At 66.5% G+C, this 25613-nt stretch carries 20 protein-coding genes; 15 read left to right on the top strand and 5 right to left on the bottom strand.

Annotation, left to right across the window (positions count from 1 at the left end):
• Nucleotide 1: 1 nt before the first annotated feature.
• Nucleotides 2–640 carry a rhomboid family intramembrane serine protease gene (locus ACQR50_RS11520; RefSeq protein ID WP_428968428.1) on the top strand — a complete coding sequence of 213 codons (639 nt, stop codon included), beginning with the start codon at nucleotides 2–4 and terminating at the stop codon, nucleotides 638–640.
• Nucleotides 641–722: 82 nt separating this feature from the next.
• Here ACQR50_RS11520 and ACQR50_RS11515 read toward each other — a convergent pair whose 3' ends face one another.
• Nucleotides 723–938, bottom strand: a complete 216-nt coding sequence (locus tag ACQR50_RS11515) for a DUF4170 domain-containing protein (RefSeq protein WP_056433879.1) — start codon at nucleotides 936–938, stop codon at nucleotides 723–725.
• 198 nt (nucleotides 939–1136) lie between these two features.
• Here ACQR50_RS11515 and ACQR50_RS11510 point away from each other — a divergent pair, with 198 nt between their 5' ends.
• The 3 genes from ACQR50_RS11510 to ACQR50_RS11500 all read left to right on the top strand — a co-directional run bounded on the left by ACQR50_RS11510 (nucleotide 1137) and on the right by ACQR50_RS11500 (nucleotide 6654).
• Nucleotides 1137–2387: an NAD(P)/FAD-dependent oxidoreductase gene (locus ACQR50_RS11510; protein WP_428968427.1), complete on the top strand. Its 1251-nt coding sequence runs from the start codon at nucleotides 1137–1139 to the stop codon at nucleotides 2385–2387.
• A gap of 75 nt (nucleotides 2388–2462) precedes the next feature.
• Nucleotides 2463–4703, top strand: coding sequence for an alpha-galactosidase (locus ACQR50_RS11505; RefSeq protein WP_428968426.1), 2241 nt, complete (start codon nucleotides 2463–2465; stop codon nucleotides 4701–4703).
• Between the two features lie 166 nt (nucleotides 4704–4869).
• On the top strand, nucleotides 4870–6654 hold the full coding sequence (locus tag ACQR50_RS11500) for an FUSC family protein (protein WP_428968425.1): 1785 nt from the start codon (nucleotides 4870–4872) through the stop codon (nucleotides 6652–6654).
• 36 nt (nucleotides 6655–6690) lie between these two features.
• On the opposite strand, the gene ACQR50_RS11495 is transcribed toward ACQR50_RS11500, so the two are convergent.
• On the bottom strand, nucleotides 6691–7398 hold the full coding sequence (locus tag ACQR50_RS11495) for a FadR/GntR family transcriptional regulator (protein ID WP_428968424.1): 708 nt from the start codon (nucleotides 7396–7398) through the stop codon (nucleotides 6691–6693).
• 210 nt (nucleotides 7399–7608) lie between these two features.
• Between ACQR50_RS11495 and ACQR50_RS11490 the strand changes: the two genes are divergently transcribed.
• The 3 genes from ACQR50_RS11490 (at nucleotide 7609) to ACQR50_RS11480 (ending at nucleotide 11256) form a co-directional block, all read left to right on the top strand.
• On the top strand, nucleotides 7609–9558 hold the full coding sequence (locus ACQR50_RS11490) for a CocE/NonD family hydrolase (protein ID WP_428968423.1): 1950 nt from the start codon (nucleotides 7609–7611) through the stop codon (nucleotides 9556–9558).
• 119 nt (nucleotides 9559–9677) lie between these two features.
• Entirely contained in the window at nucleotides 9678–10814 is a 1137-nt protein-coding gene (locus ACQR50_RS11485) for a GAF domain-containing protein (protein ID WP_428968422.1), read from the top strand.
• A gap of 37 nt (nucleotides 10815–10851) precedes the next feature.
• Nucleotides 10852–11256 (top strand): response regulator, encoded by a 405-nt coding sequence (locus ACQR50_RS11480; protein WP_428968421.1) that lies wholly within the window; start codon nucleotides 10852–10854, stop codon nucleotides 11254–11256.
• 8 nt (nucleotides 11257–11264) lie between these two features.
• Here ACQR50_RS11480 and ACQR50_RS11475 read toward each other — a convergent pair whose 3' ends face one another.
• On the bottom strand, nucleotides 11265–11699 hold the full coding sequence (locus tag ACQR50_RS11475) for a MarR family winged helix-turn-helix transcriptional regulator (protein ID WP_428968420.1): 435 nt from the start codon (nucleotides 11697–11699) through the stop codon (nucleotides 11265–11267).
• A 96-nt stretch (nucleotides 11700–11795) separates the two neighbouring features.
• Here ACQR50_RS11475 and ACQR50_RS11470 point away from each other — a divergent pair, with 96 nt between their 5' ends.
• The 3 genes from ACQR50_RS11470 to ACQR50_RS11460 are packed head-to-tail and all read left to right on the top strand — an operon-like array spanning nucleotide 11796 to nucleotide 16026.
• The gene (locus tag ACQR50_RS11470; protein ID WP_428968419.1) at nucleotides 11796–12992 is read left to right on the top strand and encodes an HlyD family secretion protein; all 1197 of its coding nucleotides are present in this window, start codon (nucleotides 11796–11798) and stop codon (nucleotides 12990–12992) included.
• Entirely contained in the window at nucleotides 12989–14542 is a 1554-nt protein-coding gene (locus ACQR50_RS11465; RefSeq protein WP_428968418.1) for an MDR family MFS transporter, read from the top strand. The genes ACQR50_RS11470 and ACQR50_RS11465 overlap by 4 nt, the downstream gene beginning before the upstream one ends.
• Before the next feature lie 8 nt (nucleotides 14543–14550).
• Nucleotides 14551–16026: an efflux transporter outer membrane subunit gene (locus ACQR50_RS11460; RefSeq protein WP_428970694.1), complete on the top strand. Its 1476-nt coding sequence runs from the start codon at nucleotides 14551–14553 to the stop codon at nucleotides 16024–16026.
• 136 nt (nucleotides 16027–16162) lie between these two features.
• On the opposite strand, the gene ACQR50_RS11455 is transcribed toward ACQR50_RS11460, so the two are convergent.
• Nucleotides 16163–16552 (bottom strand): MerR family transcriptional regulator, encoded by a 390-nt coding sequence (locus ACQR50_RS11455; protein ID WP_056433848.1) that lies wholly within the window; start codon nucleotides 16550–16552, stop codon nucleotides 16163–16165.
• A 3-nt stretch (nucleotides 16553–16555) separates the two neighbouring features.
• A complete protein-coding gene (locus ACQR50_RS11450) occupies nucleotides 16556–18175 on the bottom strand; it encodes a long-chain-fatty-acid--CoA ligase (RefSeq protein ID WP_428970693.1) in 1620 nt (539 codons plus the stop codon).
• Between the two features lie 227 nt (nucleotides 18176–18402).
• Here ACQR50_RS11450 and ACQR50_RS11445 point away from each other — a divergent pair, with 227 nt between their 5' ends.
• The 5 genes from ACQR50_RS11445 to ACQR50_RS11425 all read left to right on the top strand — a co-directional run bounded on the left by ACQR50_RS11445 (nucleotide 18403) and on the right by ACQR50_RS11425 (nucleotide 25610).
• Nucleotides 18403–19539, top strand: coding sequence for a thiolase family protein (locus ACQR50_RS11445; protein WP_428968417.1), 1137 nt, complete (start codon nucleotides 18403–18405; stop codon nucleotides 19537–19539).
• Nucleotides 19539–21866, top strand: a complete 2328-nt coding sequence (locus ACQR50_RS11440) for a 3-hydroxyacyl-CoA dehydrogenase NAD-binding domain-containing protein (RefSeq protein ID WP_428968416.1) — start codon at nucleotides 19539–19541, stop codon at nucleotides 21864–21866. Before ACQR50_RS11445 ends, ACQR50_RS11440 begins: the two co-directional genes overlap by 1 nt.
• An 18-nt stretch (nucleotides 21867–21884) precedes the next feature.
• Nucleotides 21885–23681: an acyl-CoA dehydrogenase C-terminal domain-containing protein gene (locus ACQR50_RS11435; protein WP_428968415.1), complete on the top strand. Its 1797-nt coding sequence runs from the start codon at nucleotides 21885–21887 to the stop codon at nucleotides 23679–23681.
• 173 nt (nucleotides 23682–23854) lie between these two features.
• Entirely contained in the window at nucleotides 23855–24262 is a 408-nt protein-coding gene (locus ACQR50_RS11430) for a DUF2147 domain-containing protein (protein ID WP_056433839.1), read from the top strand.
• Nucleotides 24263–24296: 34 nt separating this feature from the next.
• On the top strand, nucleotides 24297–25610 hold the full coding sequence (locus tag ACQR50_RS11425; RefSeq protein ID WP_428968414.1) for an OmpP1/FadL family transporter: 1314 nt from the start codon (nucleotides 24297–24299) through the stop codon (nucleotides 25608–25610).
• The last annotated feature ends 3 nt before the right edge of the window (nucleotides 25611–25613 follow it).

Raw genomic sequence — 25613 nt, 5'->3', positions numbered from 1 at the left:
GATGAACTGGGCAGCGGCACGGGCCACGACGGCCATCGCGGTCGTCACGGCGGCCGTGTCGCTGATCCTCATCGTTACCGGCATGGTGCCGGATGCGGCGGTGGCGGGTGGCTTCATACCCCTGCGCTTCGAGGGTGCGGTCCTTCCGCCCGATTTCGGCTTTGCGGTGCCGACGCTGCTGACCCCGCTCAGTGCGACGCTGATCCATGGCGGGTTCGCGCATATCGCCTTCAATCTGGTGATGCTGGTCTATTGCGGCGCGCAGACCGAGCGTGCGCTGGGGCCGCGAGGCATCGCGGTGCTGTACGTCGTGGGTGCCTATGCCGCCGCGATGGCGCAATATTTCCCCGATCCCGCCTCGCCCATGCCGATGATCGGTGCGAGCGGTGCGATCTCCGCCATCGTCGGGGCCTATGCGCTGCTGTTCGGACGGCGCCGCGCGACCCGGGGTATCGCCGGACTGTCGGCGGAATTCACGCATGTCCTTTGGCTGGCGGCCGGTTGGATCGGTATTCAGCTGCTGCTCGGCTATGCGGGCATGGGATTGGGCGCGATCGCGGTCGCCGCGCATATCGGCGGGTTCATCGCCGGGCTGGTCTTTGCCAAGCCGTTGCTGCTGTGGCGCTATCGCAACGCCTGAGGTCGCGCCGGGCTCGATCCCACCCGCCGTTCCCCGCAAGCGAAGTCGAAGGTCACGCCCCCGACCTCGCTCGGAGTCACGATCAGTCGAGCGTCGGCTCGAGCAGGCGGTGCAGGTGCACCACCACGAACTTCATCTCGGCATCGTCGACGGTGCGCTGCGCGGCGGCACGCCAGGCCTTTTCGGCGCTGGCATAGTCGGGGAATACGCCGACCACTTCCAGCCCGGCGGGATCAACGAAATCGAGGGTCTGCGGGTCGCTGACGCGGCCGCCGAACACGAGGTGCAGCTTGCTCATGGTGTCTCCTGAGGATTTGCCCTTTCCCCTAGCGGCAAGCGTCGCGCGATTGAAGACGGTCTTTCGCACTTGCAACGCTTTGTCATGGTCATTGGGTCATGGTCATCGGGTCATGGTCATCGGGTCATGGTCATTGGGCCATGATCATGGGGTCATGGTCATTGGCAGCCGCCGGCGATCCATCCTAGGGGATAGGTCATGACCGATATGCACAATCCCTCTTACGACATCGTTATCGTCGGCACCGGCCATGCGGGGACGCAGGCTGCCATCGCGCTGCGTCAGGAAGGGTTCGAGGGCACGATCGCGATGATCGGCGAAGAGGACTGGCCGCCCTATGAACGCCCGCCGCTGTCCAAGGAGTATCTGGCCGGGGACAAGCCGTTTGAGCGTATCCTGATCCGCCCCGAGCGTTTCTGGGAAGAGCGCGCAATCACGCTGCAGCTGGGCGAGCGGGTCGTCGCGGTCGATGCCGAGGCGCGGTGCCTGACCACGGCGGCGGGCATCGTGATCGACTATGGCACGCTGATCTGGGCGGCGGGTGGCCATGCCCGGCGGCTGAGCTGTGACGGCCACCAGTTGACCGGCGTGCACGGTGTTCGTACCCGCGCCGATGTCGACCGGCTGATCGCCGAACTGCCCGAGGTGGCGCAGGTGGTGGTGATCGGCGGCGGCTATATCGGTCTGGAGGCCGCCGCCGTGCTGACCAAGTTCGGCAAGGCCGTCACCATCGTCGAGGCACAGGACCGGGTGCTCGCGCGCGTCGCGGGCGAGGCCCTGTCGCGCTTCTACGAAGCCGAACACCGCGCGCACGGCGTGACGGTGCGGCTCAACGAGAGCGTGGCGTGTATCGAGGGAGAGGGGCGGATCAGCGGCGTCCGGCTGGCCGACGGTACGGTGCTGGCCGCCCAGATGGCGATCGTCGGCATCGGCATCGTGCCCGCGGTCCAGCCGCTGATCGCGGCCGGAGCGGCGGGCGACAATGGCGTCGCGGTCGATGCGCAAGGGCGCACCAGCCTGCCCCATATCTATGCGGTGGGCGATTGTGCGTCCCATGCCAACGACTTTGCCGATGGCGCCGTCATCCGGCTGGAGTCGGTGCAGAACGCCCATGATCAGGCGACGGTGGCGGCGCGCACGATCATGGCGCGCGAGGTCGCCTATCATGCGGTGCCCTGGTTCTGGTCGAACCAATATGACCTGAAATTGCAGACGGTCGGCTTGTCGACCGGGCACGACCAGGCGATTCTGCGTGGCGATCCGGCCACGCGGAGCTTCTCGGTCGTCTATCTGCGCCATGGCCGGGTGATCGCGCTCGATTGCGTCAATGCGATGCGCGACTTCGTGCAGGGCAAGGCGCTGGTCGCCGATGGCGCCACCGTGCCGGTCGAGGCGCTGGCCGATGCCGGTCGTCCGCTCAAGACGCTGTGGCCGCTGGCCGGGCAATGATCTTCTGAAACAAGCGCTTGCATCACGCCCCCGCGCTATGTCAGACTTAATGCAAAGGTTTGCAGGAGAGGTGTGATGCGCTGGCGGAATGCGATTCTGGCAGGGGTGGGTCTGGCTGCGCTGGCGGCGCCGGTTTCGGCGAAGGTGACGGCACCGACGGGGGCGAAGGTGTTCCGCCTCGATGGCGGCGGCGTCACCTATGCGATGGGGGTGGACGAGAAGGGCTATCTCCAGCCGCTTTACTGGGGATCGGCACTGGCGGAGGGCGATCCGCTGATCTCGGGCGATCCGGTCAAGACTGGCGACCCGATCGTCTTGAAGGCGCCGGGCGAACTGTCCGGCTTCGACCCCGCCGGATCGGTCACGCTTCAGGAATATCCGGGGCAGGGCGAGGGGCTGGTCAGCGAGCCGGGCGTCAAGGCGCAGTTCGCCGACGGCAATCGCGATCTCGTCCTGAAATATCGCAGCCACAAGGCGAGCGGAGAGACGCTGACCGTCGAGCTGGCCGATATCCGGCGGCCGCTATTCGTCACCCTGAACTATACGATCGACCCCGCGACCGGCATCGTCGCGCGCTCGGCCAGGGTGCGCAACGGCGATGCCAGGCCGGTGCGTGTCGACCAGCTGGCGGCGGCGGTCCTCTCGCTGCCGGTCGGCGACGATTACCGGCTTCATTACCTGACCGGCCGCCACGCCGCCGAATGGACCCGGAAGACGGTGCCGGTCGAGGCCGCCGCGACCATATTGGAGAGCCGTCGCGGATCGACCGGCCATGGCAACAATCCCTGGTTCGCGATCGGCCGCGATGGGCTGACCAGCGAAGAGCATGGGCCGGTCTGGTATGGTGCGCTCGCCTGGTCGGGCTCGTTCCGGATCAGCGTGACGTCTGATAATCTGGGCCGCGTGCGGATCGCGGGCGGATACAATCCTTACGACTTTTCCTGGACGCTGAAGCCGGGCGAGACGCTCGACACGCCGGTCTTCTATGCGGGATATTCCGGCGACGGGCTGGGCGGGGCCTCGCGCACCTTCCACAAGTTCGAGGTCGCCAACATCCTGCCGCACGGGACCAAAGCGCGGCTGCGTCCGGTCCTCTATAACAGCTGGGAGGCGACGGCCTTCGACGTGACCGAGGCGGGGCAGATGGCGCTGGCCGAAAAGGCGGCGAAGATCGGCGTCGAGCGGTTCGTGGTCGATGACGGCTGGTTCGGCGCACGCAACAACGACAAGGCGGGACTGGGCGACTGGACCGTCAACCCGACCAAATTTCCCAATGGCCTGAAGCCCCTGATCGACCGGGTGACGGGGCTGGGCATGGACTTCGGCCTGTGGGTCGAACCCGAGATGGTCAATGTCGACAGCGACCTGTACCGCGCGCACCCCGACTGGGTGCTGAACTTCCCCGACCGCCCGCGTACCGAGGGGCGCAACCAGCTGGTCCTGAACCTCGCACGTACCGATGTCCGCGATCACCTGCTGACCGTGCTCGACAAGCTGGTCGGCGACAACGACATCGCCTTCCTGAAATGGGACTATAACCGCAACTGGACCGAGGCGGGCTGGCCCGAACAGCCGGTCGCCGACCAGCAGCGCGTCTATGTCGATTATGTCCGCAACCTCTATTTCATCCTGTCCGAGCTGCGGCGGCGGCATCCGAAGCTGGAGATCGAGGCGTGTTCCGGCGGCGGTGGTCGCGTGGACCTGGGCATCATCGGGCTGACCGATGAGGTCTGGCCCTCGGACAATACCGATCCGGCCGACCGGCTGACCATCCAGGACGGCTTTACTCGCGCCTATCCGGTGGCGGTGATGATGGCCTGGGTCACGGACAGCCCCAATTGGGCGAACACGCGCGTGACCAGCCTGGATTATCGTTTCCTGTCGTCGATGCAGGGCGGGCTGGGGATCGGTGCGAACCTGGACAAATGGGCGGATGCGGACTTCGCCACTGCACGCAAATGGGTCGCGGCGTACAAGACCATCCGCGAGACGGTGCAGCGCGGCGCGCTCTATCGATTGGAGTCCCCGACCGGCGACAATGCGACGGCGGCGACCATGTATGTCGGGCAGGACAAAAGGCAGGCGGTGATGTTCCAGATGCTGCATTCGTCGATGTGGCGCGACAATCCCGCCGCCATCCACGCGCAGGGGCTGGACCCGGTACGGGTCTATACGGTGCGGATGCTGGATGGATCGGCCCGACCTGCGGGTGTGCCGGAGCGGGCCTCGGGCGCCTATTGGATGAACCGGGGACTGCGTGCGCCGCTCAAGGGCGACTATGTCGGCACGGCGTTCGTGTTCGAGGCCGTGAACTAATCGACGAAGCCCGCGATTGACGAGATCGGCCATCACTGGACCGTCATTCCTCCACCCATAATATAGATCAGGATCGCGAAGTCGCTATGCTGGGCGGTGTTGGATGGTGGAGACTTGCGTGGCGAAGCGCGGCTTTGTCGAGGGGCCTCGGGGCGATCGATACGGGGTGACACGGGCGATCCGGAGGCTGGGTCGCCGATTGGAGTTGCGCTCGTTCAGCCTCGTCCCCGAACATCTGAACCATGCGGAGGGCTACCGCGCGGCGGTGGCGGTCGCCTTGCCATTGCTTTTGGCGATCCTGACGGGGCGGAGCGAATGGGGGTGGGCGGTCTATGCCGCCTTCTGGACATGCCTGTGCGACGTGCCGGGGCCGGATCAATTGCGCCGTCGGCTGCTGGCCGTCTTCGTGGCCGGAGGAACGGCGGTTGTGCTGATTGGCTCCTGGACGGCGTCGATTGCGCCCCATGCGGTGATGATCGTCGGCCCGCTCCTGGTCTTTCTCGTGACGCTGGGCGCCGGGCGGCTGAAGTTCGGGGGGCTCGTCGGCACGCTGTCGGGTGTGGTTGCGGTGGTCGCAGTCGGCTTTCCGAACCGGCTGGATGCCGCGTTCTTGCTGGCGATGGCGTTCTTTGCCGGAGCGGCGTGGAGCTATGCGCTGATCAACCTCCTGTGGCGCATCGATGCGTTCGACCCGCTGCGCCGCGCCGGTCAATCGGTGAGCGCGCGGCTGCTCGACATGGCGGATTATCTTGCCGGACTTCGCGACCGTCCGCACCGTGACGAGCAGTGGCATAGCGACCATGCCGAGCATCGCCGTGCGGTGCGTCTGGCGATCGAGCGGTTCCGCGAGGTGCTGGTCCGCTTCGAGAACGAGCCGGGCCGGGCGGCGACGGCCCGGCGCGAACTGGCGGCGGCGGAAACGATGTTCGGGGCACTGCTGGCGCTCGATCAGGCCTGTATCGATCGCTATGGGCGGCGCGAGGAGCGGACGGCTCTGGCTAAGGCGTGCCGCGACGCGGTGTCCGCCTGGTGGCTATCTCTCCGTCAGCGTCCCCGCACGGAGTCCCCGCTGGCGGAGACGGGCGTGAGGATACGGGCGGTGCGGCGCGCCTTGACCGACGATCCGTTCAAGGGATGCGCGGCGGCGTTCGAATCGGCGCTGGCGCTGCTGACGGGACGAAACGACGCCGTCGAGGTCGTCCCGGCGACGGTCGGCACGGGCATGCCGGTTTCGATGGTTCGCCAGGGGCTGCGTCAGGCCGGGGGGCTCGTCATGGTCTATTATGCGGCGATCATGTTCGGTCTGGGTTATCCCTATTGGGCGGCGATGGCGGTGATCGTGGTGCTTCAGGGCGGCGTCCGGGTGACATGGGCGCGCTGTCTGGAGCGTATCCTGGGCAGCCTGATCGGCGGAATGATGGCGCACGCGCTGCCCCTGCTCGGGGGTGGTCCGATCGTACCCGCGCTGGTCGCGGTGGCCCTGACCGCGATCACCATGGCGTTGCGGTCGGTCAACTACACCATTTTCGTCATGTTCCTGACGGTGCTGTTCGTGCTGGTCACCGACATGCTGCATCCGGGCGTCGGTATCGCGTCGGCCCGGATGATCGACAATGTCGTCGGCAGCCTCGCCGCTCTGGTCGCCGTCCTCGCCTTTCAAAGCGACTTCGGCCCCCCCTTGCCCAAGCGGATCGAGGACGGCATCCGAGCCAATCGACGCTATGGTGAGGCGGTGGAGAGTGATCGGCCGTTCGCGGTCATCGAGGCCGCACGCGCCGCCGCCGGGCGGGCCAGCGTGGAGGCGGAGATCGCAGCCCATGATCTCGGTGGTTGGCTGCACCGGCGCAACCGTCGCGAGGCCGATCTGGCGTCGTTGCAGGACATGCGCAACCTGGCCGGGCGCGCCGCCCTGGCATGGCATGCGCAATTGGGAGAACGGGCAGGGGCCTGAGCGCACGATCCCATCGCTGCGCCCCTTCCCGCGCCATCACTGCGCCAGCGCGCGCTCGGTATCTTCTCTCGCCTGGTCGACCAGTATGATCGTCGCGGCCCGAGCGGCGGGGGCATCGGCGTCGGCGATGGCGGCGAAAAGCTGGCGGTGTTCGGGCATGGAGTCGCGGGGCAGCTTGGCGCTGCGGTGCTTGTAGAGCGTCGTCCAGCGGACTGCGGCCCCGATGCTGCCCGACAGGCTGATCAGCAGTTCGTTCCCCGTCGCCTCCAGGATGATGTTGTGGAACAGCTGGTCGGCGGCGCGCCCCTGTTCGGTATGGAGGCCATGTTCGCCCATCGCCTCCAGCGCGGCCCCCATGCGCGACAGCTGGCGCGTGTCGCGCTTGAGGGCGGCGAGCTCGGCGGCGGCGGGTTCGACGATCAGGCGGAGCTGGAACAGGCTGGTGACGAAACCGGCGGGCGGCTCGCCCTCGAACATCCAGGCGAGTAGTTCGGGATCGAGCAGATTCCATTCCAACCGCTCGCGCACCCGCGTGCCCGCCTTGGGCTTGCTGACCACCAGCCCCTTGGCGGACAGCATCCGCAGCGCCTCGCGCACCACGGAGCGTGATATGCCGCGTTGTTCGGCGATCTCGACTTCGCCGGGCAGGGTCGATCCGGTGGGGATGCGGCCGGTCACGATGGCGACACCGATGTCCCGCGCCAAGGCACTATGGGCGGGGCCGCGCCGCTTCAGGATCGTCACTCGGTAGGGTCCTCCCCGGATCGCAGGGGCGCACCCCGCTGTTGTCTGACCATATTATGAGGCGATGCGCCGAAAGGGAAGCGCAAGGCAAGACATGCGCGCCGGTTGCACTCCCAATGATACCCTGTATCATGAATGCCGCCAGTTGCCCCCGACCCCATGTCGCGGCACGATGCGGCATTCACCGATCCATGAGGGGGTCCGTTTTCCATGCGTTTTCGCCCGTTTCTGCTCGCCGCCAGCGCGCTCGCCGTCCTGACGCCCGCCACCGCGCAACAGGTGCCCGTAAAGGTCGTTACCGATTCCACGGTCGGCGACATTCCCGCCCGCTTCACGCCGCCGACCAATGTCGGGGAGCGTGATTACGACAAGCGCGAGATCATGATCCCGATGCGCGACGGGACCAAGCTGTACACCGTCATCGTCGTGCCCAAGGGTGCGGTGAACGCTCCGATCGTCCTGACCCGCACGCCCTATAATGCGGCGGGCCGGGCCAAGCGGTCGGACAGCACGAAGATGATCGAGGCGCTGCCGCTGGCCGACGAGGCGTTCGTCAAGGCGGGCTATATCCGCGTCTATCAGGATATTCGCGGCAAGTATGGCTCGGAGGGCGACTATGTCGTGACGCGCCCCGTCATCGGCCCGCTGAACGCGACCAAGGTCGATCATGTCACCGACGCCTATGACACGATCGACTGGCTGGTGAACAAGGCGAACCTGCCCGAATCCAATGGCCGCGTCGGCATGATCGGATCGTCCTATGAGGGCTTTACCGTCGTCATGGCGCTGCTGAACCCGCACCCTGCACTGAAGGTCGCCGCGCCCGAAAGCCCGATGATCGACGGCTGGATGGGCGACGACTGGTTCCATTACGGCGCCTTCCGCCTCGCCAATATCGGCTGGATCGGGTCGCAGACCGGCTACAAGGGCGAGGGCAAGGCACCGTCCAGCGGCGGTTACGATGATTACGAGAATTTCCGCTACGGCTCGGCGAACGACTGGGCGAAAAAGTCGGGCTATGACCAGCTGCCCATGTGGCAGCGCGTGGTGCAGCATCCGGCCTATGACTTCTACTGGCAGGGTCAGGCGCTGGACAAGCTGCTGGCGGCCAACCCCTCCAACGTGCCGACCATCTGGGAACAGGGGCTGTGGGACCAGGAGGATATGTACGGCGCCATCACCGCCTGGGAAGCGCTGAAGGCCAAGGGCAAGCTGGGCAACAACTTCCTGGTGATGGGCCCGTGGCGGCACAGCCAGATCAACCGCACCGGGACCAGCCTGGGGCCGTTCCAATGGAATGGCGACACCGCCAAGCAGTTCCGCGAGGACATGGTCCTGCCGCTGTTCAACCAGTATCTGAAGGACGGCGCGCCCGCCAACTTGCCCAGCGCCGCCATCTACAACACCGGCGAGAATCACTGGGACAAGCTGACCCAGTGGCCGCTCGCCTGCCAGAGCGGGTGCGCCGCGCCGCTGACCCCGCTCTATCTGGCGGATGACAAGGGGCTCAGCTTCGACAAGCCGGGGACGGGGGCGGATGCTTATGTCTCCGACCCCACCAATCCGGTGCCGCATCTGTCGCGCCCGGTGAACTTCAACGACGGCCGCTGGGGCGACTGGCTGGTCAGCGACCAGCGGCATGTCGATGGCCGCACCGACGTCGTGACTTACACCACCCCGGTCCTGACCAAGGCGGTGCGGGTGTCCGGCGCACCGATCGCCGACCTGTTCGCGCGAACGACCGGGACGGACGGCGATTTCGTCGTGAAGATCATCGACGTCTACCCGTCCGAAAACGCGATCGACGAAAAGATGGGCGGCTATGAACTGCCGATCAGCCTCGACATCTTCCGCGGCCGCTATCGCAACAGCTTCTCCAATCCCACGGCCATTCCGGCGGGCAAGGTGCAGGAATATAAGTTCCGCCTGCCGACCGTGAACCATGTGTTCCAGCCGGGACACCGGATCATGGTCCAAGTCCAGTCCAGTCTTTTCCCGCTCTATGATCGCAATCCGCAGACCTTCGTGCCCAATATCTTCACGGCCAAGGCGGACGATTACCGGAAGGCGACGATCACGCTGGAACGCGGCGGCGCCAATGCCAGCCGCGTCTGGCTGCCGGTCGTGCCGCTCGACCAGTCGGCGGTGGCGGCGCGCTGATCCGTCCGGGGCGGGATGATCGCCCGCCCTCCATGGATTTATCCGAAACACCCCTTGGAGCCGCGGGCCGGTAGCATTAGTCTGGTCCCGTGGCTCTCCCACCACCTTCATCCCCGCCTTTGCCGCTGCCCGGCGAAGCGATCGGAACGGCTGCGGCCAGCCCTGCCGATGCGCAGCGCTACCTGTCGCTCGTGGCGGCGGCGACCGACCGGCTGATGGCGGCGGATGACCCGGCCGCGATGATCGACTCGCTGTTCGCGCTGATCCGTGACGAGCTGCATCTCGACGTCTTTTTCCATTTTCGCCGCGACGGCGATGCCGTCCGGCTGGAGACCGCGGGCGGCCTGACCCGAGCGGAGTGGCAGGCGGCGGCCGGTCTGGACATCGGGCCGTCCGCCTGCGGTCAGGCGATGCGCGAGCGGCGTACGCTGCACCTGACCGATATCCAGACCAGCGGTGAGGAGCGGACGGGGTTCGTCCGGTCGCTGGGCGTCCAGGTTTATCTCTGTATGCCGCTGCTGCACGGGGACGAGTTGTTGGGCACGCTCGGCTTCGGGCGGCGCGCGGCAAGGCCCTTCGACGAGGAGGAGCGGCGGCTGTTGCTGCTGCTGTGCCATTATGCCGCGCTGGCGCAGCACCGGTTGCGGATCGAGGAGGCGCTGCGGCGCGGGCTCGATACCCAGGCGCAGTTGCTGGCCGAGCTGAACCACCGGGTCCGCAACGCGCTGCAAGTGGCGATCGGTCTCGTCTCGCATGAAGGGCGGGAGGCCCCCGATACCGGCACGCGCCGCGCGCTGATGCGGGCGGCCGAACGGTTGCAGGTGCTGGCGAGCGCGCACCGGCCGCTCTACGCCACTGCCGATCCGGGGCTGGTCGACCTGCCCGCGCTGTTCGGCGACGTGATCGCGCAGCTGCGCGGCGAGACGGGAGAGTCGCCGATCACGGTCGGCAGCCCGGTCGCGGTGCCGATCGAACGCGCGGTGGCGGCCGCGCTGCTGCTCGATGCGCTGATGGCGCAAGGGGCAGGGGTGCCACGCATCGTCTTCACGGTGAATGGCGTGCCGGGGAACGAAATGCTCCGTATCTCGTTTGAGGCGATCGGATGGGGACGTATCGCCGATGTGGTCGACCGGGATCGATTGGTGGCGAGGCTTTGCCATCAGTTGCGCGCGACGTTGACGAACGAGGATGATGGGTGCCTGATCTTGGTCATGCCGCATGACGGCGGCGCGTACGGGGCTTGCCCCGCGTCCTGAAGAACTTGCCGGTGACGATCGCGGCGACGAAACTCCTTTGAACCTCCTCATTATCGAGGATGAGGCGCTGGTCGCCATGCTGGTCGAGGATGCGCTGACCCTGCACGGCCACCGCGTGATCGGCATTGCCGACACCGTCTCCGCCGCCATGGCGCTGGTCGATGAGGAGCGCCCCGACCTTGCACTATGCGACGTGAAGCTGGCCGATGGCGATAGTGGCCTGACCGCCGCCCAACTGCTCGCCGATCGCGGCATCCCCTGCATCTTCCTGAGCGGCAATTGTCCCGAGCGTGGCGGCCATCCGCTGGTCATCGGCTGCATCGCCAAGCCGTTTCGCGCGGGCAGCCTGGGCGCTGCCGTCCGTGCCGCGCATGTGGTGGCGCAGGGCGGGCGGCCCAGCGATCCGCCGGCTGCGCTGCGTTTCTATGGCGAGCGGATCTGATCGCGGTTCTAGTTTCCGGGCGAACCCTCGATCGCCTGTTCCATCTTGTCGAGGATTCGCGCGAACTGCCCGACTTCCTCATCGCTCAGCAAGCCGAAGGCCTGAGCGATCAGCGTTCGACGCAGCGGCTCGGTCTGGCGCAGGACCTGCCGTCCATGATCGGTGATGTCGAGCCGCTTCGCCCGCCGGTCGTCGGGGTCGGGTACGCGCACCACCAGCGCGTCGCGCTCCATCGTGTCGATCGCCTGCGTCACCGTGCGGGGGGCCAGGTCGAACCAGTCGGCGACATCGGCGGCACGGACCGGCGCGTTGTTGGCGATGAAGTGGAGCATCTTGGTGCGCGCCAGCGACGCGCCTTGCGCGGCCATCTGCCGGTCCAGAAGTCGATGGAAACGCAGATAGATGCGGCTGTAGCGGAGCGCCAGGGTTTCATAATCGCACATAATATGAGGTAGCTCAATAAATGGTCTTGCCTTATTGTGCAAGTGCGAGCAAATGCACCATCCAGTTCTTTTGATTCCATCGACAGGGAGGCCGCTGTGGCCGACGCAGACCAAGTGAATGAGGGGCAGGACGCCGAGCGCCAGGACGCGGAGACGGCGGAGGACAAGACCCCTGTATCGCCCGCCAAGAAGCGGCGCATCCGCGTCATCCTGCTGGTCGTCGCGGCGGTCGCGGTGATCGGCGGCGTCTTCTGGTATGCGAACTACAAGAGCGTCGGCCAGTATATGCAGACGACCAACGACGCCTTCATCCAGGCGGATGCGGTCACGGTCGCGCCCAAGGTCTCGGGCTATGTCGACAAGGTGTTCGTCGGCGAAAACCAGAATGTCCAGGCGGGCCAGCCGCTGCTCCAGATCGATACCCGCGACTATCAGGCGCAGACCGCGCAGATCCAGGCGCAGATCGGTGTCGCCCGCGCCAATGCCGAGGGCGTCCAGGCGCAGATCAAGGAACAGCAGGCCGCGATCGACCGCGCCGAGGCCGATCTCCGCGCCGCGCAGAGCGATGCCGCGTTCGCCCAGGCCGAGGTGACGCGCTACACGCCGCTCGCCGCATCGGGTGCCGAGAGCCGCGAGCGTCTGTCGCAGCTTCAGAACCAGGCGCGTCAGGCCAATGCGAAGGTCGCCGCTGCTTCCGCCGCGCTGGCCGCGTCGCGTCGCCGTATCGGCACGCTCGACGCGCAGGTGCAGCAGGCGCGTTCGCAGGGGCAGGCCGCCAAGGCGCAGCTGGACGCCGCCGAGGTCAATCTGGGTTCGACCACGATCCGCGCCTCGATCGGCGGTCGCGTCGGCAACAAGACGGTGCGCGTCGGCCAGTTCCTGCAGGCGGGCACGCGGACCATGTCGATCGTGCCGGTCAACCAGCTGTATATCAACGCGAACTTCAAGGAGACGCAGCTGGGCCTGATGCGCCCCGGCCAGCCGGTGAAGATCGACGTCGATGCGCTGCCGGGCGTCGAGATCAAGGGGCATGTCGAGAGCGTGGCGCCGGGCACCGGCGCGCAATTCTCGCTCCTGCCGCCGCAGAACGCGACCGGCAACTTCACCAAGATCGTGCAGCGCGTGCCCGTCCGCATCGCGGTCGACGCCGATGCGCAGACCCGTGCGCTGATGGTGCCGGGCATGTCGGTCGAGGTGACGGTCGACACCCGCTCGGCCAAGGGCGCGCTGAAGCACATCGCCGAGCAGCAGGACCAGCATAACGAAGCGCGGGAGGGGGCGCAGCGCCAGTGAGCGCCGCCGCCGCCCAGCGGGGCGCCCCTCCGGCGAAGGCCGACCTGACCGCCTGGCTCGCCGTCGCGGCGGGCAGCATCGGCGCACTGATGGCGACGCTCGACATCTCGATCGTCAACTCCGCGCTGCCGACCATCCAGGGCGAGATCGGCGCGAGCGGGACCGAGGGGACGTGGATCGCGACCTCCTATCTGGTCGCCGAGATCATCATCATTCCGCTGTCGGCGTGGCTGGAGCGGTTGCTGGGCCTGCGCACCTTCTTGCTGATCGCCTCGATCCTGTTCACCGGCTTTTCGGTGGTCTGCGGCCTGTCGACCAATTTGACGATGATGATCATCGGCCGCGCGGGGCAGGGCATCACCGGCGGCGCGCTGATCCCCACCGCGCTGACCATCATCGCCACCCGTCTGCCGCGCGAGCAGCAGCCGATCGGGACGGCGTTCTTCGGCGTCACCGCCATTCTGGGCCCCGTCATGGGGCCGCTGATCGGCGGCTGGCTGACCGAGAATGTCAGCTGGCACTATGCCTTTTTCCTCAACATCCCCGTCGGCGCGGTGCTCGTCACGCTGCTGCTCGTCGGCCTGCCGCACCAGAAGCCGCATCTGTCCGAGCTGGCTAAGGCCGATTGGCTGGGTATTGCGGGCCTTGCGCTGGGGCTGGGCGGCCTGACCGTCGTGCTCGAGGAAGGGCAGCGCGAGCAGTGGTTCGAGTCGCGCGAGATCATCGAGTTGACCGCACTGTCGATCTTCGGCTTCGGCCTGTTGTTCGCCGGGCAGTTCGTCGCGTCGCGCCCGGTCATCCGGTTGAAGTTGCTGCTCGACCGCCAGTTCGGCAGCGTCGTCATCATGGGCATCGTGCTGGGCATGGTGCTCTACGGCACCTCTTATGTGATCCCGCAGTTCCTCGCCTCGATCGCTGGCTATAACGCGTTTCAGGCGGGCAAGGTCGTGCTGTTGAGCGGCATCCCCAGCCTGCTCATGATGCCGTTCACCCCGATCCTCATCAAGAAGGTCGACATCCGTATCGCGGTCGGCCTGGGGCTGGGCATCATGGCGCTGAGCGCGGGGATCGACACGGTGCTGACCGCCGATTCCACCGGCAGTTCGTTCACCGACAGCCAGTTGTTGCGCGGCGTCGGCACGATCCTGGGCATGTTGTTCCTGAACCAGGCGGCGATCTCGTCGGTGCCGCCGTCGCAGGCGGGCGATGCGGCGGGACTGTTCAGCGCGGCGCGCAACCTGGGCGGCTCCTTCGCGCTGGCGGGCATCGCCACCGTGCAGGACCAGCGCAGCTTCCTGCACGAGCGTCGGCTGGAGGAATCGCTGACGGCCAATTCGGGATCGACCCAGGGATGGATCGACGCGCTGACCCAGCAATTCGGCAGCCCCGACGCCGCGCTGCGCATGATCGGCAACACGATCCGGCAACAGGCGCTGGTCATGACCTATAACGACCTGTTCTTCATCCTGTGCGTCGGCATCATCATGGTGATGCCGCTTGTCCTGTTCCTCCGCCCGCTGCCCAAGGGCGGCCCCGTGGCGATGCATTGAGACCCATGATGCGCAAGCAGCTTTCCCTCATCCCGCTCCTCCTGCTGGGGGCCTGCACCGTCGGGCCGAACTATGCCGGGCCGCCCAAGGCCATCGGCTCGGCCGCGACCCCGCCCGCCGGGTTCGCACGCGCCGACAATACGCTGGCGACGACCGCGCCTGCGGTGGCCGACTGGTGGGCGACGCTGAACGATCCGATGCTCAACTGGCTGGAGGAGCGGGCGCTGGCGTCCAATCCGAACGTCGCGGTGGCACAGGCCCGACTGAAGCAGGCGCGGTCCTCGCTGCGACTGGAGCGGGCCAATCAGGCGCCCAATGCGAATGCCAGCGCGACCTATCTCCACGCCAATCTGCCCGAACTCAACCTTGGCGGCGGTGGCGAAGAGCAGGGCGGCGCCAATGGAGGCGCGTCCGGCGGTTCGGCGAGCGGCTCGGGCGGCGGCACCAATGTCGACTTCTTCAACCTGGGCTTCGATGCCAGCTGGGAGATCGACCTGTTCGGCGGCCGTCGTCGCACCGTCGAGGCCGCGCGCGCCAGCGCCGAGGCGGCGGAGGCCAATGTCGCCGACGCACAGGTCTCGCTCAGCGCCGATGTCGCCCAGGCCTATGTCGGGCTTCGCGATGCGCAGCAGCGGCTGATCCTGGCGCGCGAGGCGTCGAAGATGCAGCGCGATACGCTGAACCTGACGCTCCAGCGGTTCAACAACGGCACCGCCTCGCAACTGGAGGTCGAGCGGTTGCGCAATCAGGTGGAAAGCACCGATGCGCAGATCCTGCCGCTGTCGTCCTCGGTCGAAACCTATCTCAATGCGCTCGCTATCCTGATCGGCGAGGCACCTGGCACGCTCGACCAGCGCCTGACCCAGGCGGGGCCGGTGCCGTTGCCGCCGGCGCAGGTGGCGGTCGGCGATCCGACTGCGCTGCTCCAGCGTCGCCCGGACATCCGAGCGGCCGAGCGCAATCTGGCGGCGCAGACCGCGAGGATCGGCGTGGCGGAGGCGGCGAAGTTCCCGCGCCTCAACCTGATGGGCATCATCGGCATCGGCGGCACCTCGCTCGACGCACTGACCGATCTCGACAATCTGGTGACGCTGGGTGCGCCGATGCTTCAGTGGAACGTCCTGAACTTCGGCCGCGCCAATGCGCGGGTCGGCCAGGCCGAGGGCGCGCGCGACGAGGCGGAAGCGCGTTATCGCGGTGCGGTCCTGTCGGCACTGCGCGATGCCGAGGATTCGCTGTCGCGCTTCCGGGCGCGGCGGAACACGGTGGCGACGCTGGCACGGGCCAAGGCGTCGGCGGATCGCTCTGCAGCGCTGATGCAGCAGCGCTATCGGGCGGGCGCGGCCACGCTGATCGACACGCTGGACGCGGAACGGCAGCGCGTGGCGGCGCAGCAGTCGCTGTCGCAGGCGGTCGCCGGGCTGACGAATGATTACGTCGCGCTGCAAAAGGCGCTCGGCCTGGGTTGGCGCCCCTCCTCCTAATTCCTCCCCATCGTCAGATGGGGAGGGGGACCGCGCCCGAAGGGCGTGGTGGAGGGGCATGGCCGGTCCGTCTCGCCCCTCCACCATCGCTGGCGCGATGGTCCCCCTCCCCAAGCAAAGCTTGGGGAGGATTGGGTCAGGCCCCCGCTTTCGCGATCCGTTCGCGCGCTTCGCGTTCGATCGTTTCCAGTTCGTCGACCGTCTGGACCAGCGCCGTCATTTGCTGGCGCAGTTCGTCGACCCGTTCGCGGCAGCGTTCGGCCAGCACGCGCATCTGTTCGACATGCTGCGGGTCGGCATCGTACAGCCGCAGGAATTCCTCGATCTCACGCAGGGAAAAGCCCAGCCGCTTGCCGCGCAGGATCAACTGCATCCGCCCCGTCTCGCGCTTGGAATAGACGCGCGCGGTGCCGACACGGCGCGGCTCGATCAGTCCGCGATCTTCATAGAAACGCAGCGTGCGCGTCGTCACGCCCAAGCTGTTCGCGACATCCTGGATGCCGCGAAGCTCCTCGTTTTCCCCCACCGTCTATTCCCCCACGGGCCGCGCCGCCGCAGCGGCGGCTTTGGCCAATTCTTCCTCAACCAGTTCCTTTTTCGACAATTTGCCGATCAAGGTCTTGGGCAGGCTTTCGCGGATTTCGACCTCGCGGGGAAGTTCGATCTTGCTGACCTTGTCCTGTAAAAAGGCACGCAGCTCTTCGGGCGTGGCGTGGTGATCGGCGGCCAGCTTGACGAAGGCCTTGGGCGACTGGCCGCGATAGGGGTCGGGAATACCGATGACGACGGCTTCTGCGACGGCGGGATGCTCGTACAGCGCTTCCTCGATCATGCGCGGATAGACGTTATAGCCCCCGCACAGGATCACGTCCTTGATCCGGTCGACGATGAACAGATAGCCGTCCTCGTCCAGATAGCCGACATCGCCGGTACGCAGCGCGCCGTGGATGAAGACCTGTTCGCTCTCGCTCGGCTTGTTCCAGTAACCGGACATGACCTGCGGGCCGCGCGCACAGATTTCACCGACCTCGCCCGGCGGCATCAGCCGGTCGGGATTGTCGCGGTCGCGGATCTCGATGATCGTACCGGGGAAGGGGATGCCCGCCGACCCGCCCTTGTTCTCGCCGATCAGCGGGTTGCAGGTGATGATCGGCGACGCTTCCGACAGACCGTAACCTTCGACCAGCTTGCCGCCGGTCGTGTTCTCGAACGCCACGCGCACCTCGGCGGGCAGGGGGGCACCGCCCGAGATGCAGGCCTTGATCGCCGACAGGTCGACCTTGCGCGCCTCCGCCACGCCCGCGATCGCATTGTAGATGGTGGGGACGGCGGGGAAATAGGTCGGCTTGCTGCGCGCGATCGTCTTGAGCACCTGGTCCAGTTCGAACCGGGGAAGCAGGATCATCTCCGCCCCCACCCGGATCGCGAAGCTGAGCACGGTGGTCAGCGCGAAGACGTGGAAGAGGGGGAGGACGCCCAATATGCGTTCCTCGCCGATCATCTCCTCGCCGCCGGTATGGATGACCATCGCATCGGCATTGGCGACGAGATTGGCATGCGACAGCATCGCCGCCTTGGGCCTGCCGGTGGTGCCGCCGGTATATTGCAGCACCGCCACATCGTCGGGCCTGGCCGAGATCGGCGTCAAGGCGCCGCCGCGCTTCATCATCTGTGCAAAGGTCAGGTGGCGCGGCGAGGGGCCGGGGGCGGCGATCATCGAACGCTTGAGCAGGCGATAGGCCAGCCCCTTGATCGTCGGCAGCGCACCTGCGACCGGGCAGGAGATGACATGGCGCAGGCCGAGTTTCTCGGCGACATGGGAGACGCGGCCGTAAATGTCGGGAATGTCGCAGGTCGCGATGATCTCCGCGCCCGAATCCTCCAGCAGGTGGCACAGCTCGCGCTCGACATAGAGCGGGTTGACGTTGACGACGATGCCCCCGGCTTTCAGCGTCGCGAAGTAGAGGACGGGGTAATAGATGATGTTGGGCAGGCAGAGCGCGACGCGGGTGCCCTTCTTCACCCCCAGCGCCTGGAGCCCGGCGGCGGCCTTGTCGACCATCGCGCCAAGTTCGTCGTATCGGGTGATTCGGCCCATGAAATCGATGGCGGGCCGAGACCCATGCCGCCGTACCGTGGTCTCGAACATGTCGGTCAGCAGCCGCGGCTCGAAGACCAGAGGGCGTCCCGTCGCTTGACCCGGTACACCGCCTGTCGTGGTTTCCCCGATGGCTCCTGCCGTCATCGCGTCGCTCTCCTATATCTTTTTTCGACCATACCCGGTTGTCGATTGCGGTCGAGTTGCTTATTGTGTTGACGTATAGGGTAGGTAACGCACCTTAACGTTAGGCCGCAAGCCCATAAAGAGAGGATTGGATGACCAACATCGTGATCGCAGGCTATGCCCGCTCTCCCTTCACCCAGGCTGGCAAGGGCGCGCTCGCACGGGTTCGTCCCGATGACCTGACCGCGCAGGTGATTCGCGGCCTGATCCAACGGACCGGCGTCGACGCCTCGCAGATCGAGGACGTCATCCTGGGCTGCGCCTTCCCCGAGGGCGAGCAGGGCATGAACGTCGCGCGGTTGATCGGCCTGCTGGCGGACCTGCCGCTGTCGGTCGGCGGCATGACGGTGAACCGCTTCTGCGGATCGTCCATGTCGGCCATCCATATCGCGATGGGCCAGATCCAGATCGGCGCGGGCGAGGCGTTCATCTGCGCCGGTATCGAGTCGATGAGCCGGGTGCCGATGGGCGGCTACAACCCGCTGCCCAACCCTGAACTCGCCGCAGCGCGGCCGGGGGCCTATATGGGCATGGGTCAGACCGCCGAGAATGTCGCGACCAAGTACCAGATCACTCGCGCCGAGCAGGAAAAATTCGCGGTCGCCAGCCAGAAAAAGGCCGCCGAGGCGCGCACCGCCGGTCGTCTGGTCGATGAGATCGTGCCGATCCACACCAAGGCGGGCGACGTGACCGAGGACGGCCTGATCCGTCCCGACACGACCGAAGAGGTGCTGTCCGGCCTGAAGCCCGCCTTCGACAAGGAAGGCACCGTGACCGCAGGCACCGCTTCGCCGCTGACCGATGGTGCCGCCGCCGTGCTGGTCACGTCGGAGGAATTCGCCCATCGCCACGGCCTGAAGATCCTCGCCCGCATCAAGTCGGTCGGCATTTCGGGTTGCGAGCCCGAGACGATGGGCCTCGGCCCGATCGGCTCGTCCAAGAAGGCGCTGGAGCGGGCGGGCATCTCGGCAGGCGATCTCGACGTGGTCGAGATCAACGAAGCCTTTGCCAGCCAGGCGATCGCCTGCATCCGCGACCTTGGCCTGAAGGACGAGACGATCAACAAGGACGGCGGCGCGATCGCGATCGGCCATCCGCTGGGCGCGACCGGCGCGCGTATCGTCGGTAAGGCGGCGGCTCTGCTGGCGCGTGACGGCGGCCAGTACGCGCTCGCCACCCAGTGCATCGGCGGCGGACAGGGCATCGCCACGGTTCTGGAGCGTGCATGATGGCTGACACGATCAACAAGGTTTGCGTGATCGGTGCGGGGGTGATGGGCGCAGGCATCGCGGCGCAGGTCGCCAATGCCGGTGTGCCCGTCCTGCTGCTCGACATCGTGCCCAAGGGCGGTGCCGACCGCGACGCCATCGCTAGGCAAGCGGTCGCCAAGATGCTCAAGACCGAGCCCGCGCCCTTCATGTCGCCCGCCGCCGCCAAGCTCGTGGAAACGGGAAATATCGAGGATCACCTGGCACGCGTCGCCGAATGCGACTGGATCGTCGAGGCGGTGGTCGAGCGGCTGGACATCAAGCAGGCGCTTTATGCCCGGCTGGAGGAATTGAAGCGGCCCGGTACGGCGGTGTCGTCCAACACCTCGACCATCCCGCTCGGCCATCTGGTCGAGGGGCGGTCGGAGCAGTTCAGGCAAGACTTCCTGATCACCCATTTCTTCAACCCGCCGCGCTATATGCGGCTGATCGAGATCGTGACCTCGCAGCACACCGATGCCGGTGTTGCGGCCAAGGTCGAGCAGTTCGTCGATCACCGCATGGGCAAGCGGATCGTCCGCGCCAAGGACACGCCCGGCTTCATCGCCAACCGCATCGGCACCTATTGGCTGGCGGTCGCGATCAACGCGGCGATGGACCAGGGCCTGACCGTCGAGGAGGCCGACCAGATCGGCGGCCGTCCGATGGGCGTGCCCAAGACCGGCATTTTCGGGCTTATCGACCTGGTCGGCATCGACCTGATGCCGCTGCTCGCCAAGTCGCTGTCCTCGACCCTGCCGGAGGGTGACGCCTATTTCGACACGATCCGTCCGCTGCCGCTGATCGACAAGATGATCGCGGAGGGCTTTACGGGCCGCAAGGGCAAGGGTGGCTTCTACCGCCTCGACCGCAAGCCCGACGGCAGCAAGGCCAAGCAGGCGATCGACCTGAAGACCGGCGAGTATCGGTCCGAGAAGAAGCCCGAGCGTCTGCCGGGGCGTGCCGAAAAGGACTTGGCCGCGCTGGTCGCGACGCCGGGCAAGGTCGGTGACTATGCCTGGGCGGTGCTGGGCCCGGTGCTGTCCTATGCCGCCGGGCTGGTCGGCGAGGCGGCGGACGATGTGGTCGCGATCGATGACGCGATGAAGCTGGGCTATAACTGGAAGTTCGGCCCGTTCGAGCTGATCGACCGCATGGGTCCGGGCAAGCTGGCCGAGCGGCTGCGCGCCGAGGGCAAGAAGGTGCCTGCGCTGTTGGAGACGGCGGGCGACCGACCCTTCTACCGCGTGGTCGATGGCAAGCGTCAGTATCTGACTGCAGGCGGCGACTATGCCGATGTCGTCCGCGCCGATGGCGTGCTGCTGCTCGAGGACATCAAGCTGCGCTCCGAACCTTTGCTCAAGAACGGTTCGGCAGCGGCATGGGATGTCGGTGACGGCGTCGTGGCGTTCGAGTTCACCGGCAAGATGAACGCGCTTGACGAGCAGGTTCTGTCGCTCCTTCAAAAGACCATCGCGCTGGTGAAGAGCCAGTATAAGGCGCTGGTCATCTATAACGAGGGCAGCAACTTCTCGGCGGGGGCAAACCTGGGCCTCGCCATGTTCGCGGTGAACATCGCGGCCTGGGGTGAGGTCGACAAGCTGGTCGTCGCGGGGCAGCAGGCGTACAAGGCGCTGAAATACGCGCCCTTCCCGGTGGTCGCCGCGCCCGCGGGCATGGCGCTTGGCGGCGGGTGCGAGATCCTGCTCCACGCCGATGCGATTCAGGCCCATGCGGAGAGCTATATCGGGCTGGTCGAGACCGGCGTCGGTCTGGTCCCCGGCTGGGGCGGAAACGGCGAACTGATCGACCGTCTCGCCAAGTCGCCCAAGATGCCCAAGGGGCCGATGCCCGCCGCCATGAAGGCGTTCGAGACGATCTCGACCGCGCAGGTGTCGCGTTCGGCGGCTTTGGCCAGGGATCTCGGTTATCTTCGCAAGGACGATGGCATCACCATGAACCGCGACCGGCTGCTGGCCGATGCCAAGCAGAAGGCGCTGTCGCTGGTCGAAGGCTATCAGCCGCCCGAAAAGCCGGTCTTCCGCCTGCCGGGTGCGGCCGGACGCGTCGCGTTCAACGGCGCGGTTGCCGACTTCGCCAAGAAGGGCGTCGCCACGCCCTACGACGTGGTGGTCGCGGGCCGTCTGGCGAACATCGTCACCGGCGGCGAGGCCGACATCATCGACGAGGTGAGCGAGGATCAGCTGCTCAAGCTGGAACGCGCCGCCTTCATGGAAAGCGTCAAGGATGCGCGGACCCAGGCGCGGGTCGAGCATATGCTCGAAACCGGCAAGCCGCTGCGCAACTGATCGGGAGAGGATAATCCCATGCAAGTCTATAACGCACCGCTGCGCGACATGCGTTTCGTCCTCCACGAGCTGTTCAAGGAGGACGAGTTCGGCCCCGTCGCGGGCCAGGACGAATTCGGTCCCGAGCTGTACGACGCCATCCTGGAAGAGGCGGCGCGCGTCACGCAGGAGGTCCTGCTGCCGCTCAACGCCACCGGTGACATCGAAGGGTGCAAGCTGGAAAACGGCGTCGTCCGCACGCCGACCGGTTTCAAGGAAGCCTATAGCCAGTTCTGCGAAGGCGGCTGGGCCGCGCTTGCCTCACCGGTCGAATATGGCGGACAGGGGCTGCCCGAGGCGGTGAACAAGCTGGTCGAGGAGATGATCTGCGCGACGAACCTGTCGTTCAGCCTCTATCCCGGCCTGACCCATGGCGCGACCACCGCGCTGATGGGCCATGGCTCGGAAGACCTGAAGAGCTTCTACCTGCCCAAGATGATCTCGGGCGAATGGTCCGGCACCATGTGCCTGACCGAGGCGCATTGCGGCACCGATCTGGGGCTGCTGCGCACCCGTGCCGAACCGCAGGAGGACGGCTCCTATCTGTTGACCGGCGGCAAGATCTTCATCTCGGCGGGCGACCATGACCTGACCGACAACGTCATCCACCTCGTCCTCGCGCGCACACCCGATGCGCCCAAGGGGGTGAAGGGGATCAGCCTGTTCCTGGTGCCGAAATACCTGCCCAAGGATGACGGCTCGGTGGGTCCCGCCAATGGCGTCAACGTCGCGGCGATCGAGCACAAGATGGGCCTGAAGGCGTCCGCCACCTGCCAGCTCGAGTTCAACGACTCCAAGGGCTGGGTCGTGGGCGAGCTGAACAAGGGCCTGGCGGCGATGTTCACCATGATGAACACCGAGCGTGTCTCGGTCGGCATCCAGGGCCTGGGCATCAACGAGGTCGCCTACCAGTCGGCGGTCGCCTACGCCAAGGACCGCTTGCAGGGCCGTGCGCTGGGCGGGGCGGCGCGTCCCGATCTGCCCGCCGATCCGATCATCGTCCACCCGGACGTGCGGCGGATGCTGATGACCATGCGTGCCTATGCCGAAGGGTGTCGTGCGCTCGGCCAATGGGCGGCACGCGGACTGGATGCCGAAGCCCATGCGATCGACCCGGCCGACCAGTCGCGCGCGGCGGACTTCGTCGCGCTGCTGACCCCGGTCGTGAAGGCGCTGTTCACCGACCTCGCCTTCGACGCGGCGAACATGGCGGTGCAGGTCCATGGCGGCCATGGCTATATCCGCGATCACGGCATCGAGCAGTTCGTCCGCGACGCCCGCATCGCCCAGATCTACGAGGGCACCAACGGCGTCCAGGCGCTCGACCTTGTGGGCCGCAAGATGCCCGCGCATATGGGCCGGTACATGCGCCCCTTCTTTCATGCCGTGTCGGAGCAGGTCGAGGCGCTGACCCGCCACGACGACAAGGCGATCACTGCTTGGGCGGCGGGTATGCAGCAGGCGTTCGGTGCCTTGCAGCTCAGCACCGGCATGATCGCGCAAAAGGGCATGAAGGACCCCGAGGAGGCGGGGGCGGCGGCCACCGACTATCTGCGCCTTCTGGGCCTGGTCGGCATGGGGCACTGCTTCCTGAAGTCGGCGCGGATCGCGACGGAGCGGTTGGCCGAAGGTACCGACGAGGCGGGCTTCTACAAGGCCAAGCTCGCCACCGCCGGGTTCTTCTTCGACCGCATCCTGCCGCAGGCGACGGCGGCGTTCCTGGCGATCAAGTCGGGCAAGCGTTCGACGATGGCGCTGGAGCTGGAGGCGTTTTGAGGTGACGCGATGCCGGTTACACTTGATTGCGGTTAACCGGCATCGTAGGCATGACGTGTTGTTCTCCTATGCGTCACATAGTGGACGTATAGGGTAATGAAGACATTCGGGAGCGACCGGCGAAAAAGCCGGCGCTTCGGCCCCGACAAGCGGGTGTGGAGAGGAGAAGAGGCATGTTGTTGACCCTGACGGCGATGGCCCTTGCAGCGGCCGGTGTGAATGCGGACTCGGTGGTCGGCCGCTGGCAGACCCAGACGCGCGGCGGCGTCGTCGAAATCCAGAAATGTGGCTCTTCGGTCTGCGGTCGTGTCCTGACCTCGGAAAAGCTGCGCACCAACCCCGCGCTGACCGACCAGAACAACCGCGATCCCAAGCTGCGCAACCGTCCGCTGAAGAACCTGCTGATCCTGCAGGGCTTTTCGCAGGATGGCGCGGCCTGGAACGGCGGCACGATCTACAATGCCGAGGATGGCAAGACCTATAGCGCCAAGCTGACGCCCGAGGGGCCGGACACGCTGAAGGTGCGCGGCTGCGTCTTCGTACCGCTCTGCAAGACGCAGACCTGGACCCGCATCCGCTGATCTTTGCCCAACCAGATAGAAATTCCCGGGGAGTATGCTCATGAACAAGTCCCTCAAGGCGCCGCTTCTGGCCACCGCCATCCTGTCCTCGTCCTTCGCCTTTGCGGGCGCGGCGCACGGCCAGGCCTTCTACCTTCAGGAACAGTCGACCCGTGGCCAGGGTCGCGCCTTTTCGGGTGAGGGTGCCGACACCGGCGCGTCCTCGCTCTGGTGGAACCCGGCCGCGATCGCCGGGATGGAGCGCGGCGAGGCGGTGCTGGGTGCATCGGCGATCATCCCCAAGGGCGATGTCGTCGACAATGGCACGCTGATCCGTCGTCCGGGCCAGCCGACCTTCCAGCCGGTCGGTGGCGACCGGGTGTCGAGCGACCCCATCAATCGCGGCATCGTGCCGTCGGGCGCGGTCGCCGTTCCGCTGAACGACCGGGTCGCGGTCGGCCTGGCCGTCACGTCGCCCTACAGCTTCACGACCGAATATGACGCGACCAGCTGGGCGCGGTACAGCGCGCTGAAGACCGAACTGCGCACCATAGATATCCAGCCCTCGGTCGGCGTGGCGCTGCTCGACTGGCTGCGCGTCGGCGGCGCGCTGAACGTCCAATATACCAAGGCTGAACTGGGCAACGCGCTGCCCAACCTGTCCTCGGCGTTGCCCGATGGCTTCCAGCGGCTGAAGGGCGATGGCTGGGATCTGGGATGGACGGCGGGTGTCCAGCTGCACAATGACTGGGCGACGGTCGGCATCAGCTACAAATCGCGGATCAAGCACAATCTGAAGGGCAGCCTGGAAGTGGGCGGCCTGCTCGGCCCGCTCGCCGGCCAGAACCGGACGATCGATGGTGCGACCGCGACCTTCTACACGCCGGCCCAGATCATCGTCGCCGGTCGCTTCCGCGCGACCGACAAGCTGACGCTGAACGCGCAGGCGGTGCGCTTCACCTGGGCCGATTTCGATGCGATCCGCCTGGGCGCGCCGATCAACACCGCGATCCCGGAGAATTACAAGAACAGCTTCTCGCTGGCGGGCGGCTTCGATTACGCGGCCACAGATCGTCTGACCCTGCGCGCGGGCGCGCAGCGTGGCATCACGCCGACCCAGAACGGCAATCGCGACGCGCGCGTGCCCGATGCGAACCGGTGGAACTATTCGATCGGTGGTTCCTATCAGGTGACCCCGCGCTTCACCCTGGATGCGGCGGGCAGCTATATCGACTTCGCCAATGCCACCATCGATCGCCGCACCGCCGCCTATGCGGGAACGGCAGTACAGACGCCGATCCTGACCAATGGTCAGGTGCAGAATGCCCGTGCGTTCGTGGCGTCGATCGGCGGCCGCTTCAGCTTCTGATTG

The organism is Sphingomonas sp. Xoc002 (assembly GCF_050408055.1).
In the GTDB taxonomy this organism is placed as follows: Bacteria; Pseudomonadota; Alphaproteobacteria; order Sphingomonadales; family Sphingomonadaceae; genus Sphingomonas; species Sphingomonas yabuuchiae.
Note: the sequence above shows the minus strand (reverse complement) of the source record. Positions and strands in the feature narration are given on the sequence as shown.

Coding starts and splice junctions, on each gene's coding strand:
- ACQR50_RS11520 (WP_428968428.1), top strand. CDS start 2: ATGAACTGGGCAGCGGCACGGGCCACGACGGCCATCGCGGTCGTCACG.
- ACQR50_RS11515 (WP_056433879.1), bottom strand. CDS start 938: ATGAGCAAGCTGCACCTCGTGTTCGGCGGCCGCGTCAGCGACCCGCAG.
- ACQR50_RS11510 (WP_428968427.1), top strand. CDS start 1,137: ATGACCGATATGCACAATCCCTCTTACGACATCGTTATCGTCGGCACC.
- ACQR50_RS11505 (WP_428968426.1), top strand. CDS start 2,463: ATGCGCTGGCGGAATGCGATTCTGGCAGGGGTGGGTCTGGCTGCGCTG.
- ACQR50_RS11490 (WP_428968423.1), top strand. CDS start 7,609: ATGCGTTTTCGCCCGTTTCTGCTCGCCGCCAGCGCGCTCGCCGTCCTG.
- ACQR50_RS11475 (WP_428968420.1), bottom strand. CDS start 11,699: ATGTGCGATTATGAAACCCTGGCGCTCCGCTACAGCCGCATCTATCTG.
- ACQR50_RS11460 (WP_428970694.1), top strand. CDS start 14,551: ATGCGCAAGCAGCTTTCCCTCATCCCGCTCCTCCTGCTGGGGGCCTGC.
- ACQR50_RS11450 (WP_428970693.1), bottom strand. CDS start 18,175: ATGTTCGAGACCACGGTACGGCGGCATGGGTCTCGGCCCGCCATCGAT.
- ACQR50_RS11445 (WP_428968417.1), top strand. CDS start 18,403: ATGACCAACATCGTGATCGCAGGCTATGCCCGCTCTCCCTTCACCCAG.
- ACQR50_RS11440 (WP_428968416.1), top strand. CDS start 19,539: ATGGCTGACACGATCAACAAGGTTTGCGTGATCGGTGCGGGGGTGATG.
- ACQR50_RS11435 (WP_428968415.1), top strand. CDS start 21,885: ATGCAAGTCTATAACGCACCGCTGCGCGACATGCGTTTCGTCCTCCAC.
- ACQR50_RS11430 (WP_056433839.1), top strand. CDS start 23,855: ATGTTGTTGACCCTGACGGCGATGGCCCTTGCAGCGGCCGGTGTGAAT.
- ACQR50_RS11425 (WP_428968414.1), top strand. CDS start 24,297: ATGCTCATGAACAAGTCCCTCAAGGCGCCGCTTCTGGCCACCGCCATC.